At 61.4% G+C, this 14931-nt stretch carries 15 protein-coding genes; 4 read left to right on the forward strand and 11 right to left on the reverse strand.

The annotated features are described in order from the left end of the window. Positions 1-14: 14 nt before the first annotated feature. From PSEST_RS21885 to PSEST_RS16500, 6 genes are all read right to left on the reverse strand, one after another. Positions 15-152 carry a DUF2256 domain-containing protein gene (locus PSEST_RS21885; RefSeq protein ID WP_015278107.1) on the reverse strand — a complete coding sequence of 46 codons (138 nt, stop codon included), beginning with the start codon at positions 150-152 and terminating at the stop codon, positions 15-17. Continuing rightward, a complete protein-coding gene (locus tag PSEST_RS16480; RefSeq protein WP_015278108.1) occupies positions 149-1684 on the reverse strand; it encodes a cryptochrome/photolyase family protein in 1536 nt (511 codons plus the stop codon). Before PSEST_RS16480 ends, PSEST_RS21885 begins: the two co-directional genes overlap by 4 nt. 49 nt (positions 1685-1733) lie before the next feature. Further along, entirely contained in the window at positions 1734-2039 is a 306-nt protein-coding gene (locus PSEST_RS16485) for a DUF6482 family protein (RefSeq protein WP_015278109.1), read from the reverse strand. Positions 2040-2158: 119 nt separating this feature from the next. Next, the gene (locus tag PSEST_RS16490) at positions 2159-2647 is read right to left on the reverse strand and encodes a TIGR00645 family protein (protein ID WP_015278110.1); all 489 of its coding nucleotides are present in this window, start codon (positions 2645-2647) and stop codon (positions 2159-2161) included. A gap of 157 nt (positions 2648-2804) precedes the next feature. Beyond that, a complete protein-coding gene (locus PSEST_RS16495; protein ID WP_015278111.1) occupies positions 2805-3140 on the reverse strand; it encodes a hypothetical protein in 336 nt (111 codons plus the stop codon). Positions 3141-3312: 172 nt separating this feature from the next. Next, positions 3313-5754, reverse strand: a complete 2442-nt coding sequence (locus PSEST_RS16500; RefSeq protein ID WP_015278112.1) for a Lon protease family protein — start codon at positions 5752-5754, stop codon at positions 3313-3315. Positions 5755-6033: 279 nt separating this feature from the next. Between PSEST_RS16500 and PSEST_RS16505 the strand changes: the two genes are divergently transcribed. Continuing rightward, positions 6034-7062, forward strand: coding sequence for a cytochrome-c peroxidase (locus PSEST_RS16505; protein ID WP_015278113.1), 1029 nt, complete (start codon positions 6034-6036; stop codon positions 7060-7062). Between the two features lie 63 nt (positions 7063-7125). Here the strand turns inward: PSEST_RS16505 and mscL are convergent, their stop codons facing one another. Further along, complete coding sequence (gene mscL, locus PSEST_RS16510) at positions 7126-7536, reverse strand: large-conductance mechanosensitive channel protein MscL (RefSeq protein WP_015278114.1); 411 nt, start codon at positions 7534-7536, stop codon at positions 7126-7128. Positions 7537-7759: 223 nt separating this feature from the next. Here mscL and PSEST_RS16515 point away from each other — a divergent pair, with 223 nt between their 5' ends. Then, positions 7760-8029: a YdcH family protein gene (locus PSEST_RS16515; protein WP_015278115.1), complete on the forward strand. Its 270-nt coding sequence runs from the start codon at positions 7760-7762 to the stop codon at positions 8027-8029. A gap of 58 nt (positions 8030-8087) precedes the next feature. On the opposite strand, the gene PSEST_RS16520 is transcribed toward PSEST_RS16515, so the two are convergent. Beyond that, on the reverse strand, positions 8088-8522 hold the full coding sequence (locus PSEST_RS16520; RefSeq protein WP_015278116.1) for a CopD family protein: 435 nt from the start codon (positions 8520-8522) through the stop codon (positions 8088-8090). 116 nt (positions 8523-8638) lie between these two features. Between PSEST_RS16520 and radA the strand changes: the two genes are divergently transcribed. Next, entirely contained in the window at positions 8639-10000 is a 1362-nt protein-coding gene (gene radA, locus PSEST_RS16525; protein WP_015278117.1) for a DNA repair protein RadA, read from the forward strand. Between the two features lie 3 nt (positions 10001-10003). Here the strand turns inward: radA and PSEST_RS16530 are convergent, their stop codons facing one another. The 3 genes from PSEST_RS16530 to glyA form a co-directional block, all read right to left on the reverse strand. Then, positions 10004-10372, reverse strand: a complete 369-nt coding sequence (locus PSEST_RS16530; RefSeq protein WP_015278118.1) for a PilZ domain-containing protein — start codon at positions 10370-10372, stop codon at positions 10004-10006. Positions 10373-10429: 57 nt separating this feature from the next. Continuing rightward, positions 10430-10891 (reverse strand): methyltransferase family protein, encoded by a 462-nt coding sequence (locus PSEST_RS16535; RefSeq protein ID WP_015278119.1) that lies wholly within the window; start codon positions 10889-10891, stop codon positions 10430-10432. A gap of 144 nt (positions 10892-11035) precedes the next feature. Continuing rightward, the gene (gene glyA / locus PSEST_RS16540) at positions 11036-12289 is read right to left on the reverse strand and encodes a serine hydroxymethyltransferase (RefSeq protein ID WP_015278120.1); all 1254 of its coding nucleotides are present in this window, start codon (positions 12287-12289) and stop codon (positions 11036-11038) included. Positions 12290-12953: 664 nt separating this feature from the next. On the opposite strand from glyA, the gene PSEST_RS16545 reads away from it, so the two are divergent. Next, on the forward strand, positions 12954-14930 hold the full coding sequence (locus tag PSEST_RS16545; RefSeq protein WP_015278121.1) for a type I restriction-modification system subunit M: 1977 nt from the start codon (positions 12954-12956) through the stop codon (positions 14928-14930). The last annotated feature ends 1 nt before the right edge of the window (position 14931 follow it).

Genomic DNA, 14931 nt, shown 5'->3' on the forward strand with positions numbered 1-14931 from the left:
CGCGACTCGAGCGCCTATCCCTTCCGACTACGCCGACAGCGCTCGGAGCAATACCGCACCTCATTCCAGCAGCGCGCCCACTTCTTTCGCCAGGCAAACGGCAAGCCGCACACAACACAGTACTTGAGCGGCAGCTCACCCTTCTTCTTCACAGCGCATCACCGGCATCCAGTCGCGCCAGCAGGATCTCGCCGCGCTGCCACAACGCGCGCTGCTTGCTCTCTGCCATGCGCGCTAGGTTGCGATAGACCATTGTCATCCGCGGATTGACCCGCAGGAGCTCACGATGGCGCATGAGAAAGTGCCAGTACAACGCATTGAACGGACAGGCGTCATCGGTGGTGCTTTCACTCACCTTGTATGGACAATCCTGGCAGTAGTCGGACATCCGCCTGATGTACTGCCCGCTCGCACAATAGGGCTTGGAACCGAGATAGCCGCCATCGGCATGCAGCACCATGCCCAGCACATTGGGCAGCTCCACCCAGTCGAACGCGTCCATGTACACCGCCAGATACCAGTCGCACAGCGCGGGCGGTGCGATGCCTGCAAGTAATGCGAAATTACCGGTCACCATCAGCCGCTGGATATGGTGCGCGTAGGCATGATCCAGCGTCTGCCCGATCACCTGACGCATGCAGTTCATCCGGGTTTGCCCGCTCCAGTAGAACTCGGGCAGCGGCCTGGTATTCCCGAAAGCGTTGCGCTTTGCGTAATCCGGCATCCGTAACCAGTAGATGCCGCGCACATACTCCCGCCAACCGATCAGCTGACGAATGAAGCCCTCAGCCGCGTTCAGCGCGATGCGCCCCTGCCGGTAGGCCGCTTCGACGTCATCGCACAGCCGCCGCAGGTCAAGCAGGCCAACATTGAGCGCCGCACCGATGCGCGCATGAAACAAAAAGGGCTCGCCGCTGGCCATGGCGTCCTGGTAATCACCGAACGCCGCCAGGCCGAAATCGAGGAAATGCAACCAGAGTTGCTCCGCCTCCGCGTGGGTGACCGGGTAATCGAAGCCGTCGAGGCGACCGTAATGATGCGCGAAGCGAGCCTGAACCAACGCCAGAACATCACGGGTAATGCTGTCAGCGGCGAAGCGCAGCACGATCGGGCCATGCAACCCGCGTGGCAACGGCTTGCGGTTGTCCGCATCGAGATTCCACACCCCCCCCTCAGGCGCTCCATCCGGCTGCAGTAGCAGGCCGGTCTTTCGACGCATCTCGCGATAAAAGAACTCCATGCGCAACTGCGGCTTGCCATGTGCCCAGCGTGCGAACTCACCGCGAGAACAGATGAAGCGTCGATCTTCGTGCCAGGTAATGGGCAGACCGCAGCCTTTCAACGCATGCTCGACGCGCCAATCACCGGTCTCGGTGACATGAATCGATTGCGGTCGCTGCAGCCTGGCGAAGCGGGTCAGCTCACCGGCCAGCGAACCGCTATTGGCGGGATCATCAAGCGCCACGTAATCCACCGACACCCCGCGCTGACGCAGCGCCTCGGCGAAGTGACGCATCGCGCTGAAGATGAAAGCAATCTTCTGCGGATGGTGCGGCACATGGCTGACCTCATCGGCCACTTCGGCAAGCAGGACCCGATCACGAGCCAGATCCAACCCCTCCAGGGCCGACAGATCAAAGCTAAGCTGATCGCCAAGCACCAACCGCAGGGCAGCGATGCTCATCGGTCGCCCTCTTCACGCCAGCCGAACGGAACGCAGCAGCGAAGCGGCGTCACCAGTGCGAGCGCATGCCAATCGGCACACGCAGCGGCTCGCGAGCGCCCTCGGCCAGACCGCACATTTCATCGTAGGGCGATTGCTGCACCAGATGGAAAGGCAGCTCAGGCAACTCCCGCAGCAGGTCGCGGGCATGCTCCACCGAGCGCAGATGCCAGACCGCGCCACGCTCGTCGATCAGGCTATGGCGCTGGCCCTGCAGGTAAATGTCGAGAAGATAGATGCCGCCTTCGAGCGAAATCAGCTCGAGGGCGTCGATACGTCCAGCGGCGGCATGAGTCGCAAGGTCGTGAAGATACATGGCAAGGCTCCCGTGAAAACCGCTACAGAATATTGAACAAATAAAATATTCTGTACAGGATTTTTGTCCCTGCCACGAGATAATCGCCGGCTTCTGAGCCGGCGGGCAATGCGCTGCAATCAGTGCTTGGTGATCTTGTCCATGTAGCCCATGGCAAACGCGGAAACTACGAATGTCAGGTGGATGATCACGTACCACATAAGTTTGTCGCTATCGATCTGCTGCACGTCCATGAACATGCGTAGCAGATGGATGGAGGAAATCGCCACGATTGAGGCTGCGACCTTCAGCTTCAGTGAGCTGGAATCCATCTTGCCGAGCCAGTCGAGTTTTTCCTTGCCCTCGGCGACATCCAGCTGTGAAACGAAATTCTCGTAGCCGGAAATCATCACCATCACCAGCAGCCCGCCGACCAGCGCCATGTCGATCAACGACAGCAGTGTCAGCACCAGATCCGCTTCGCTGATCGACAGGATCATCGGCAGGATATGGAAGATTTCCTGGAAGAACTTGATCGCAAGTGCCAGCAGGGCGAATGCCAGACCGAAGTAGATGGGAGCCAGCAGCCAGCGAGCGGCGTACATGGCATTTTCGAGGATGCGCTCCATGAGGATCTCACAGCGGAAAATGACAAAGGCGCGAGTATACGCAGCCCAGCCGGGCGCACCAAGGCAGGCCAAAGGCGCGCCACCCGCTTGTGGATAAGACTTTCATCAGCAACGGCAAACCGCGCCAGCCCATGCGGCGGCCGGTGTAACCCGATGCTCAGGGGCGCGATTCCCACCCCGCCAGGAAGCGAGCCTGATTGGCATTCACCCGGCGCAACTCGGCCTGCATGTGCAGCTGCCAGATGGATGGATCATCCGACTCGCAGTAACCCTGCCCCATCAGGTTGTCCGCGATGGCGGCGAGCACCGATTCAGCCATGGCAGGCCCGTGGAATGGGCCCTGGACCTTGATCGCGGTGGGTTGCCCATCCGCCAGACCGGCTGCACAGAGCAGCGTCCACAATCCATTACCACCGGCAAGCGGGCGTATGACGCATTCGATTCGGGTAACCAGGCCGAGGCACTGGCGATTCAGACAAAGCTTGTGCGGCATGACGGCAGTCCTCGCGTCGGGCTGACGCGAGACATCCTGCGTGGATGTAGCGCGCAAGCCAGTTATCCCCTGAAGCTGTGGATAATCCTGTGGATGGAGGGTGGATGCCCTCCTCCACTGCAGACCTGCCGCGCGCGCTATCGTTCCGTTCAAAAACCGTGCAATGGCGAGCTCAGCTAGCCCCTTCGGGGGCGGACGGCGCTTGCTCCAATGACGCTCCTGACTCGTTCTTCGCTTCTTCTTCCAGCTCGATTTCGGCGATGTCGCGCAACCGCTCGACCACCCGGGCGTTGACACTGCCCTTGGGGAAATGCCCCTGGTCGTTGGCAGCGCCGACATCTTCACCCACCAGCAGTGACAGCGCCTCGTCCACCTGTTTTACAGCATAGACGTGGAATCGCTGCTGGCGCACCGCTTCGAGCACGCGCTCGTCGAGCATCAGCGTGGTGACGTTGGCGAACGGGATGATGACGCCTTGCTCGCCGGTCAATCCGCGGGCCTCGCAGAGGCGGAAGAATCCTTCGATCTTCTCGTTGACCCCGCCGACCGCCTGCACTTCGCCGAACTGGTTGATCGAACCGGTGATGGCGAAGCACTGTTTGAGCGGCGTGCGCGACAGAGCCGAGATCAGCGCGCAGCATTCGCCGAGCGAGGCACTGTCGCCATCGACATAGCCGTAGGACTGCTCCAGCGCGATGCTTGCCGAGATCTCCAGCGGAAACTCCTGGGCGTAGCGGCTGCCGAGGTAGCCGGTAAGAATCATCACCCCCTTGGAGTGGATCGGCTGGCCAAGGTTGACCTCACGTTCGATGTCGACGATCCCCGAACCGCCGGGATAAACAGTCGCGGAAATTCGCGCCGGCATACCGAATGCCGAGTCACCGACTTCCAGCACCGTCAGCCCGTTGCACTTGCCGATCGCCGCGCCTTCGCTATCGATCAGGATCACCCCGGCCAGGATGTCCTCGAGAATCCGTGCCGAGACACGACCGGTGCGCGTGGCCTTGGCCTTCAGTGCACGCTCGATATGACCGGCGTCGGTGACCTCGTCCTTGGCCAGCTGGCGAATGAAATCAGCCTCACTGACCAGCTGGAACAGATCGCCGATGCGTGCCGACAGGCGCCCCTGGTGTTCAGCCAGGCGCGCGCTATAGGTCGCCAGACGCGCAACGGCAGCGGCGGTAAGCGGCGCCATGCCCTCTTCGGAAGTGCGGGTCTTCATCAGTTGGGCGAACTGTTCGAGGCTATCCTCGGCCAGCGGGATGTCCTCGTCGAAATCGACCAGCACGCGGAACATCTCCTGGAAGTCCGGATCCAGGTCCTGCAGCGTGTAATAGAGCTGGCGCGAGCCGATGATGATGACCTTCACGTGCAGCGGAATGACCTGCGGCGTCAGCGTCACGGTAGCCAGGCGGCCGAGTTCGGCCAGCGGCGACTCCATCTTCAGCTTGCGCGATTGCAGGGCGCGCTTGAGCGCTTCCCAGACGAAGGGCTCGCTGAGCAGCTTTTCCGCTTCCAGCATCAGGAAGCCGCCATTGGCACGATGCAACGCACCGGGGCGCAATTGCCGATAGCTGGTATAGAGCGCGCCCTGATCGGTGTTGTACTCGATGCGGCCGAACAGGTTGTCGTAGGTCGGATGCGGCTCGAACACCACCGGCGCACCGCCATCCACCGGATGACCGACCACCAGGCTCGGGCTGTACTGTTCTTCCAGCAATACGCGGTTCTGCGCTTCCGGGCGGTTCTCGTCCACCAGCTGCTCGACCACGGTCTTCAGCAGATTGACCTGCACCGCCTGCAGATAGGCCTCGATACCGGCGTTCTCGGCATATTTTTCCGACAGCGGTGCCAGCAGCGGCTGCAATGCCTGACTGATGGTCTCGTCGTTCAGCTGGCGCAGCTGGTTGGTCGACTCGCGCTTCCATTGCGGCAGGCTGGCCAGCTCTTCGTTCAGGCGCACTTCCAGCGCGGAAATATCCTCGTGATAACGCTCGCGTTCGGCTTCGGGCAATTGGGCGAACTCGGTTTCGTCCAGCGCCTTGCCTTCCTTCATGGGGGTGAACGCGATGTTGGTGCTGTCGCGATAGAGCGCGATTTCCTTTTCCAGCGCGAGCTTTTCGATCACATCCAGCGCCTTGTCGTAGCGCTGGTTGAAGCCGCGATCGATGGCGCTCTTCTTCTGCTGGAAACTCGGATGCTCGAACACCGCCGGAAAGGTCGCCAGCAGGTTGTCGATCAGCTGATTGATGTCGGCAATGAACGCACCCGCTCCGCCGTTGGGCAACTCGAGTACGCGCGGCTCGCGGGGCTCGTCGAAGTTGTTCACGTAAACCCAGTCGGAAGGCGTATCCAGTCGCTTGCCCTCGGCCTTCAGATAACGCCGTACGAAGGAAAACCGACCGGTGCCCGGCTCGCCCATGACATACACGTTGTAACCCGGACGCGGCATGGCGACGCCGAACTGCAACGCCTCGACTGCACGTTCCTGACCGAGCACACCGAGAAACGGCTCGAGCTCGGCAGTGGTATTGAAATTGAATTGGCTGGGCTCGAAGGGACGGGTCAGCGCATCGGGTGCCAGGCGCAAGCCGGCAGCGACAGTTTGAGGCATCGGGAATCCTTGCTGGAGTGGCACGCGCGGCCACGATTGATGCCGCCATTCTGGCGTTGCCTCGGTTGCATCGCAAGGCTGACGCCGCGCCGCTGCCCGGCTTGCGCAGGAGAATGCCTACCGCCGCATGTTCCGGCATCGGCACTCGACTCAGGCCCAGGACACAAGTGGATACATTTGACCGCACCCTGGCTGCCGGGGCTTTTTGATGTGGATCAAACGGTCGCTTGACGTAAAAGCGCCTCCTAGAGCCAGTCAACACCAAAAGGAGCTACATAGATGCGCCCGTCTCTTCCCCTATTGCTTAGCAGCCTACTATTTACTGGCACAGCAAGCGCCGACGAGCTGCGTGAGCGCGCCAACGCCATTTTCAAGCCGATTCCGGACAAGGTCACCGAAGTCCGCGGCCATGCCGTCAGCGAAGATCAGGCAATGCTCGGCCACAAGCTCTGGTTCGACCCGCGCCTGTCCAGCAGCCATGTGATCAGCTGCAACACCTGCCATAACCTGAGCATCGGCGGCAGCGACAATGTGCCAACCTCGATCGGGCATGGTTGGCAGAAGGGTCCGCGCAACTCGCCCACCGTGCTGAACGCGGTATTCAACGCCGCACAGTTCTGGGACGGCCGCGCCAAGGATCTGCAGGAACAGGCCAAAGGCCCGGTGCAGGCCAGCGTGGAAATGAACAGCACGCCCGAGCGCGTCGTCGCCACGCTCAAGAGCATTCCGGAGTACGCCGCCGAGTTCAAGAAAGCGTTCCCCAAGGACAAGGAGCCGGTCAGTTTCGACAACATGGCTTATGCACTGGAAGCCTTCGAAGTCAGCCTGACGACACCTAACTCACCGTTCGACCGCTTCCTCAAGGGCGAGGACAAGGCGCTCGACGACAAGCAGAAACAGGGACTGGCCCTGTTCATGGATGCCGGCTGCTCTTCCTGCCACAACGGTGTAAACCTCGGTGGTCAGGGCTACTTCCCCTTCGGCGTGGTCAAGAAGCCGGGTGCTGAAGTGTTGCCAACAGGTGACAAGGGGCGTTTCACGGTGACCAACACGGCGAGCGACGAGTATGTCTTCCGCGCCGCGCCGTTGCGTAACGTCGCGCTGACTCCGCCCTATTTCCACAGCGGTGAGGTCTGGGAGCTCGAACAGGCGGTCGCGATCATGGGCGACAGCCAGCTGGGCCGTCAGCTCAACAAGGATGAAGTCAGCGCCATTACCGCCTTCCTGCACAGCGTGACCGGCGAACAGCCGCAAGTGGCCTACCCGATCCTCCCTGCCAGCACAGCGACCACTCCGAAGCCTGAGTGATCGTACCTGTTACCCGGCGCCAGCCGCCGGGTAACTTCCCCATAACGCTCAGTAGACGCCTGCTCAGTTACTCTTCTGCTCCCTCAGCAAGTCCCGAATCTCGGTCAGCAACAGTTCTTCCTTGGACGGCGCAGGTGGCGCGGATGGTGCTTCAGCCTCCTTGCGCTTGAGGTGATTGATCGCCTTGATCGCCATGAAGATGGCAAAGGCGATGATCAGGAAGTCCACCACCGTCTGTATGAACGAGCCGTAGCGCAGCAGCACGGCTGGCGCATCCCCTGCCGCCTCCTTGAGTACGATCGCCAGGTCGGAGAAATCCACACCCCCGATAAGCAGCCCCAGCGGCGGCATGATCACACCGTCGACGAACGATGAGACGATCTTGCCAAACGCGGCACCGATGACGATCCCCACGGCCATGTCGACCACGTTACCGCGGACGGCAAACGCCTTGAATTCGCTGATCAGACTCATATGCAGACTTTCCTTTAGTGGATGACGGGGCCGCCTGCCACGGCCCCACGGTCATGGCATTGAACGCCGTGATAGAGCATAGGCGGGCTTGCCGGCGCAGGCCATGGCAGAACACCTTTCATCGACCGGTTGTTGCGAATGAGGTTCGCTTGATCGCCGTCAACCGGTTCTGCCGGGATGGCGAATAAGGTAGAGGCCTTCCTGACAAACCGGAGCGGTTTCCATGCACGTCGAACATCACCCCCTGATCAAGGACTTCCCTGAGAAACGCGAGCAATTGCAAAAGCTGCGTCAGGAAGATCCGGTCTTTGCCCGCAAGGCTGAAGAATACGAAGCGCTCGACAAGCGCATCTGCCGCGTCGAAGACGGCGTCGAAACCCTCGATGACGCTGCGCTCAATGCCCTCAAGCAGGAACGCGTGACCATGAAGGACGACATCGCTCGCGACCTCAAGCGGGCATCGGGCAGCTGCTGCGGCGGTTGCTGCGGCTGACGGCGCCGACCAGTGAAGAAGAAGCCCGCCATGTGCGGGCTTCTTGCTGTCTGGCCCGCTAGAACAAGCCCCCGAAGCGGAACCCCGAGCCGACCCAGACGAAGGCAACCGCCGTCAGGGTGATCAGCACGATATGCAGTCCCAGTTGCGGCAGCCGCTGCGCATCCAGCTTTGGAATCAATGCCAGTCGCGCGTGCGCACCGAGCAGCGCGGTGAATCCGAGCAGCACCAGCTTGGCCTGCACCAGGTGCGCGATCGGTGAAGAGTCGAACCATTGCCCATGGGGCAGCCAGAGACTGGCCAGCCAGAGCCCACTGACGATCTGCACCAGCAGCGCAGGAATCCCGACGCGCTCGTAGAGTTGTTCGAACTGGCGTACCGGCTGCACATCGCGGCGGCGCAGGGCACCCGGCAGCACACTGAACAGCAGGACCAGGTGCCCGCCTACCCAGACACTGGCGCCCAGCAGATGCAGAAACAACAGATGTCGCATGGCGCTCACTCCTGTTCGATTTGTTTACAGTCTGGCCGCTGCCCCGCCGTTTGTGGCTGATGGCGATCAAGTCAGTCGTTATCATGCGACACCCCCTACCATACCCGGAGTTTTCCATGGCCAAGGCCAAGCGCATGTATGGCTGCACCGAATGCGGCTCGACCTTTCCGAAATGGGCCGGCCAGTGCGGCGATTGCGGTGCCTGGAATACCCTGGTGGAAACCGTCATCGAAGGTGCTGCGCCACCCTCCGGTCGCGCTGGCTGGGCGGGCGAGCAGGCCAACATCCGGACCTTGGCCGAAGTCAGCGTGGAGGAAGTACCGCGCTTCTCCACAGCATCTGGCGAGCTGGACCGCGTGCTCGGCGGCGGCCTGGTGGACGGCTCGGTCGTGCTGATCGGTGGCGACCCGGGCATCGGCAAGTCGACCATCCTGCTGCAAACGCTCTGCGCCATCGCCCAGCATTACCCGGCGCTCTACGTGACCGGCGAGGAATCCCAGCAACAGGTGGCGATGCGCGCCCGCCGCCTCGATCTGCCGCAAGACAAGCTCAAGGTGATGACCGAAACCTGCATCGAATCGATCATCGCCACCGCGCGGCTGGAGAAGCCCAAGGTGATGGTGATCGACTCGATCCAGACCATCTTCACCGAACAGCTGCAATCCGCGCCGGGCGGTGTCGCCCAGGTTCGTGAGAGCGCCGCGCTGCTGGTTCGCTTCGCCAAGCAGAGCGGCACGGCGATCTTCCTCGTCGGCCACGTCACCAAGGAAGGCGCCCTCGCCGGCCCGCGCGTGCTCGAGCACATGGTCGATACGGTGCTCTACTTCGAGGGCGAGTCCGATGGTCGCCTGCGCCTGCTGCGCGCGGTGAAGAACCGCTTCGGTGCGATCAATGAACTGGGCGTGTTCGGCATGACGGACAAGGGCCTCAAGGAAGTCACCAACCCGTCGGCGATCTTCCTCACCCGTGCCCAGGAAGCGGTGCCGGGCAGCGTGGTCATGGCGACCTGGGAAGGCACCCGGCCGATGCTGGTGGAGGTGCAGGCCCTGGTCGACACCAGCCACCTGGCCAATCCGCGCCGCGTCACTCTAGGGCTGGACCAGAACCGCCTGGCCATGCTGCTGGCGGTGCTGCACCGGCACGGCAGCATTCCGACCTACGATCAGGACGTGTTCATCAACGTGGTCGGTGGCGTTAAGGTGCTGGAAACCGCGGCAGATCTGGCGCTGATGGCGGCGGTGATCTCCAGCCTGCGCAATCGCCCGCTGGATACAGATCTGCTGGTGTTCGGCGAAGTGGGCTTGTCGGGCGAGATCCGCCCGGTGCCGAGTGGTCAGGAGCGTCTGAAGGAGGCCGCCAAGCATGGCTTCAAGCGTGCCATCGTGCCCAAGGGCAATGCGCCGAAGGAAGCCCCTGCCGGACTGCAGATCATTGCGGTGACGCGCCTGGAGCAGGCGCTCGACGCGCTGTTCGAGTGATCGCTACTCACCGCCCAGTGCGGCCAGCTCGCGCTCCAGCAGTGCCTCGTCGCCGAGGTTGAGTTCGACCAGGCGCCGCAGGTGGGCGATCGAGTCAAGGTCGATATGCTGGCAAACGAAACCGATCAGATCGCCCTCTTCGTGGGTCATGGCCACCTCCATGCGCACCTCGGCATCGTCGGACAGCCGCACGCGCGCTTCGAACGGCTGCCCCGCATCGGCATTCCAGCCCTCCGGCCGGCGAACCAGCAGGCCTTTCAGCGACAGGTCATGCAGCTCCACCGGCCAGCGGCGATCGCCCTGCACCAGCTCGGTGGCTGCGTCGAACTCGATGCGCTGGAAACGTCGGCGCTCACTCGGGTTATCACTCATCGAAATCACTCCACGAAGTCTGGGTTCACTATAGGACAGCAGCGTCCGGCCGGACCGTCACAACCAGCGACGGACACGCCCGCAATAGGCGCGGTAGTCGTCGCCGAACAGTTCGCCGAGCAGGCGCTCCTCGTGCACGATCACGCCACGCTGCATGCAGTAGATCACAGCGGGCAACAGCAGCCACGGCCAGAGCGAGCCCCAGAGCAGCGCGATACCGCAGTAGATAAGGCTGTCGGCCAGGTAGATAGGATTACGTGAGTAACGAAAGGGGCCCTCCTCCAGCAGCCGGGCGGGCTTGCCATACGGATTGACCGTGGTCTTGCGCCAGAGCATCAGAAGCCCGGCCCAGAGCATCAGCAGCACGCCCGCGTCGATCAACCCCCAGCCGAAATAGTCTGTCCAGATGTTCTGCGGCAGCGCGATCGGCATCACCGATCCGAGCAACCAGGCCGCGGCGAGAAACAACAGGTAGATGACTGGCGGCGGCAGAATCACACCAGTGGCGCGCTTGAACATACCTCGAACTCCGGACGGACAGATGATGGCAGTCTAGCGCGTCGAGCCCTTGCCGCGACGACGAGGATCAAGCCGCCATCATTTGCCAGCAACAGATAGCAGAAAGCCCGCTTTCGCGGGCTTTCCGGTGCAGCCTTCGAACGCTTAGTTGCCGTATACCGGGAACTTGGCGCAGACCGCTTCGACCTTGGCGCGGACCGCGTCGATCACCGACTCATCGCCCATGTTGTCGAGGATGTCGCAGATCCAACCAGCCAGATCGCGGCACTCGGTCTCGCCGAAGCCGCGGGTGGTGACAGCCGGAGTACCGATGCGCAGACCGGAAGTCACGAACGGCGAGCGCGGGTCGTTCGGCACGCTGTTCTTGTTCACGGTGATGTGCGCGCTGCCCAGGGCCGCATCAGCATCCTTACCGGTGATGTCCTGCTTGATCAGGCTAAGCAGGAACAGGTGGTTCTGGGTGCCGCCGGAAACCACGTCGAAGCCGCGCTGAATGAACACTTCGGCCATGGCCTGGGCATTCTTCACCACCTGCTGCTGGTAGGCCTTGAACTCGGGCTGCAGCGCTTCCTTGAAGCACACGGCCTTGGCGGCGATCACGTGCTCCAGCGGGCCGCCCTGGGCACCGGGGAAGACGGCGGAGTTCAGCTTCTTCTCGATCTCGGCGTTGGCACGCGCCAGGATCAGGCCGCCGCGCGGGCCGCGCAGGGTCTTGTGGGTAGTAGTGGTGACGACGTCGGCGAACGGCACCGGGTTCGGGTAGACACCAGCGGCGACCAGGCCGGCTACGTGGGCCATGTCGACGAACAGGTAGGCACCGACCTTGTCGGCGATGGCGCGGAAGCGGGCGAAGTCCAGCACCTGCGAATAGGCGGAGAAACCAGCCACGATCATCTTCGGCTTGTGCTCGACGGCCAGACGCTCGACTTCGTCGTAATCGATTAGGCCCTGGTCATTGATGCCGTACTGCACCGCGTTGTACAGCTTGCCGGAAGAAGAAACGCTGGCGCCGTGGGTCAGGTGGCCGCCGTGGGCCAGGCTCATGCCGAGGATGGTGTCGCCAGCGCTGAGCAGCGCCAGGTAGACAGCGGCATTGGCCTGGGAACCGGCGTGCGGCTGAACGTTGGCGTAGTCGGCACCGAACAGCTCCTTGGCGCGATCGATGGCCAGCTGCTCGACCACGTCGACGAACTCGCAACCGCCGTAGTAGCGCTTGCCCGGATAGCCTTCGGCGTACTTGTTGGTCAGTACCGAACCCTGGGCTTCCATCACCGCCGGGCTGGTGTAGTTCTCCGAGGCGATCAGCTCGATGTGGTCTTCCTGACGCTTGGCTTCCTGCTGCATGGCAGCGAAGAGATCGGCGTCGAAACGGGCGAGGGTCAAATCACGGCTGAACATGGCAGTCCTCTGAGATCAGCTGGCGGTATAAAGAGAGGCGCGGATTCTACCTCATCCGGGCGTTTGCGGGTATGAGCGATAGTCATGCACAAGATGAACAGTCGCCGCATCCGCCGCCACCGGGGAGTACCGCCGCGGTTTGCCCTGACCGGTGCATTCGGGTAGCTTTGCGCCCTTTACATGCCGCCCAATTTTTCGGCCTACATGGCTTGGGTCAGGCATCCTTCACCACTGTCACGGGCATCAGTTTCCATGGCTCAATGATTTTATCTACGCTATTAAATTTTAGTCACGTATTACGATCTGCACTCGAGCCCTCATGGCCACTGGCCTTTCCAGCCCACCTACCATCTTTTTCCTCTCATTCCTGTGTCAGGGAAGAGCTTTTAGTTAGCTTTTGCTGATTTTGGGTCAAATTTAGGCTCCAAAACCTAACTTTTTCAAAGTGTTCCTGTGATCGCTTCTGCCAGGTATCACCAGCAGATTTCCTCTCATGAGACAGCAAATCAAGCTCTTCTTACAGCAAGCGGCACCTTACTTCTCAGGGCATCTACAAGCCTGACTTCCGTGACGCTATTGAGAAAACTCAAACAGTGCAGGTGAGGTGGTCACGGACGTCTGGGTTAGACTCGCATTTTTTGCGCGTATTCCAAGGAGCAGTAGCTTGAACACGGAAAACCATTCCCAGACGGCCGCTTTTCTCTGGTCCATCGCAGACCTGCTGCGCGGTGACTTCAAGCAGTCCCAGTACGGTCGCATCATCCTGCCGTTTACCCTGTTACGCCGCATGGAGTGCGTGCTGGCGCCGACCAAGGATGAGGTGATCAAGCAGACCTTCGCCCAAGAAGGTCGCCCCGATACCGTGCGCGAGATGATTCTGCTGCGTGCTGCCGGCCAGCAGTTTTTCAACGCCTCGCCGCTGACCCTTGGCACGCTGTCCGATACGCAGACCGCGGCCGACTTGATGAGCTATGTGCAAGCCTTCAGCAAGGACGCCCGCGAGATTTTCGAGCACTTCCACTTTGAAGATTTCGTGCAGCAGCTGGAAACCGCCAACCTGCTGTATCAGGTAGTGCAGCGTTTCGCCGCCACGGATCTGAGCCCGGAGTTCATTAGCAACTTCGGCATGGGCATCATCTTCGAAGAGTTGATCCGCAAGTTTGCGGAAAGCTCCAACGAAACCGCCGGTGAGCACTTCACCCCGCGCGACATCGTGCACCTCACCACATCCTTGGTGATCACCAATCAGGACCACAAGCTCACGCCCAACAGCATCGTCACCATCTATGACCCAACCGCCGGCACCGGTGGCTTTCTGTCTGAGGGTGATGAGTACATCCAGTCCATCAGCGAGAAGGTCAGCGTGTCGCTGCACGGCCAGGAGCTCAACCCCGAGTCCTACGCCATCTGCAAGGCGGACATGCTGATCAAGGGCCAGGACGTGGCCAGCATCAAGCTCGGCAACACCCTGTCCAACGACCAGCTGGCCGATAAGCGCTTCGACTTTATGCTCAGCAACCCGCCGTTCGGCGTGGAATGGAAGAAGGTGCAAAAGCAGATCACCGACGAGCACAGCCACAAGGGCTTCGACGGCCGCTTCGGCCCCGGCCTGCCGCGTGTATCCGATGGCTCGCTGCTGTTCCTTCTGCACCTGGTCAGCAAGATGCGTGACCCGCGCGACGGTGGCTCGCGCATCGGCATCATCCTCAACGGTTCACCACTGTTTACCGGTGGCGCGGGTTCGGGTGAGTCGGAGATTCGCCGCTACCTGCTGCAGAACGATCTGGTCGAAGCCATAGTCGCGTTGCCCACCGACATGTTCTATAACACCGGCATCGCCACTTATGTGTGGATACTCAGTAACCACAAGGCCGCTGCGCGCCAGGGCAAAGTGCAGTTGATCGACGGCAGCCAGCACTACGCCAAAATGCGTAAGTCGCTGGGCAGCAAGCGCCAGTACATCACTGAGGATCAAATCAGCGAGCTGGTGCGCCTGTATGGCAGTTTTGAGCAAACCGCCCAGAGCAAAATCTTCCCCATCGAAGCCTTCGGCTACCGACGCATTACCGTCGAACGCCCGCTGCGCCTGAACTTCCAGACCAGCCCCGAGCGCATCGGCAAGGTGCTGGAAGAAAAGGCCATCGTGAAACTGGGCAGCGATGGCTGGCAGCCAATTCAACGCGCATTGAAATCGATGGATGCCAGCGTGCTGCACCGCAACCGCGAGCAGTTCAGCAAGCTACTAAAAAAAGCCCTCACCGCGCACAGCGTCAGCCTCAGCACACCGGAGCTAAAAGCCCTGATGAGCGCCCTGAGCGAGCGCGACCCCGAGGCGGATATCTGCATGACCAAGGGCCAGCCGGAAGCCGACGCTGGCCTGCGCGATAACGAGAACGTGCCACTGGGCGAGTCGGTATACGACTACTTTCAGCGCGAGGTCATCCCCCATGTGCCGGATGCCTGGATCGACGAGAGCAAAACCGATGCACAGGACGGCGAGGTCGGCATTGTCGGCTTCGAGATTCCCTTCAACCGCCACTTCTATGTGTTCCAGCCGCCGCGCCCGCTGGCCGAGATCGATAGCGACCTGAAAGCCTGCACTGACCGCATCAAGCAGATGATTGAGGGGCTGTCGGCATGAC

It is taken from the genome of Stutzerimonas stutzeri RCH2 (assembly GCF_000327065.1).
Taxonomy (GTDB): Bacteria; Pseudomonadota; Gammaproteobacteria; order Pseudomonadales; family Pseudomonadaceae; genus Stutzerimonas; species Stutzerimonas stutzeri_AE.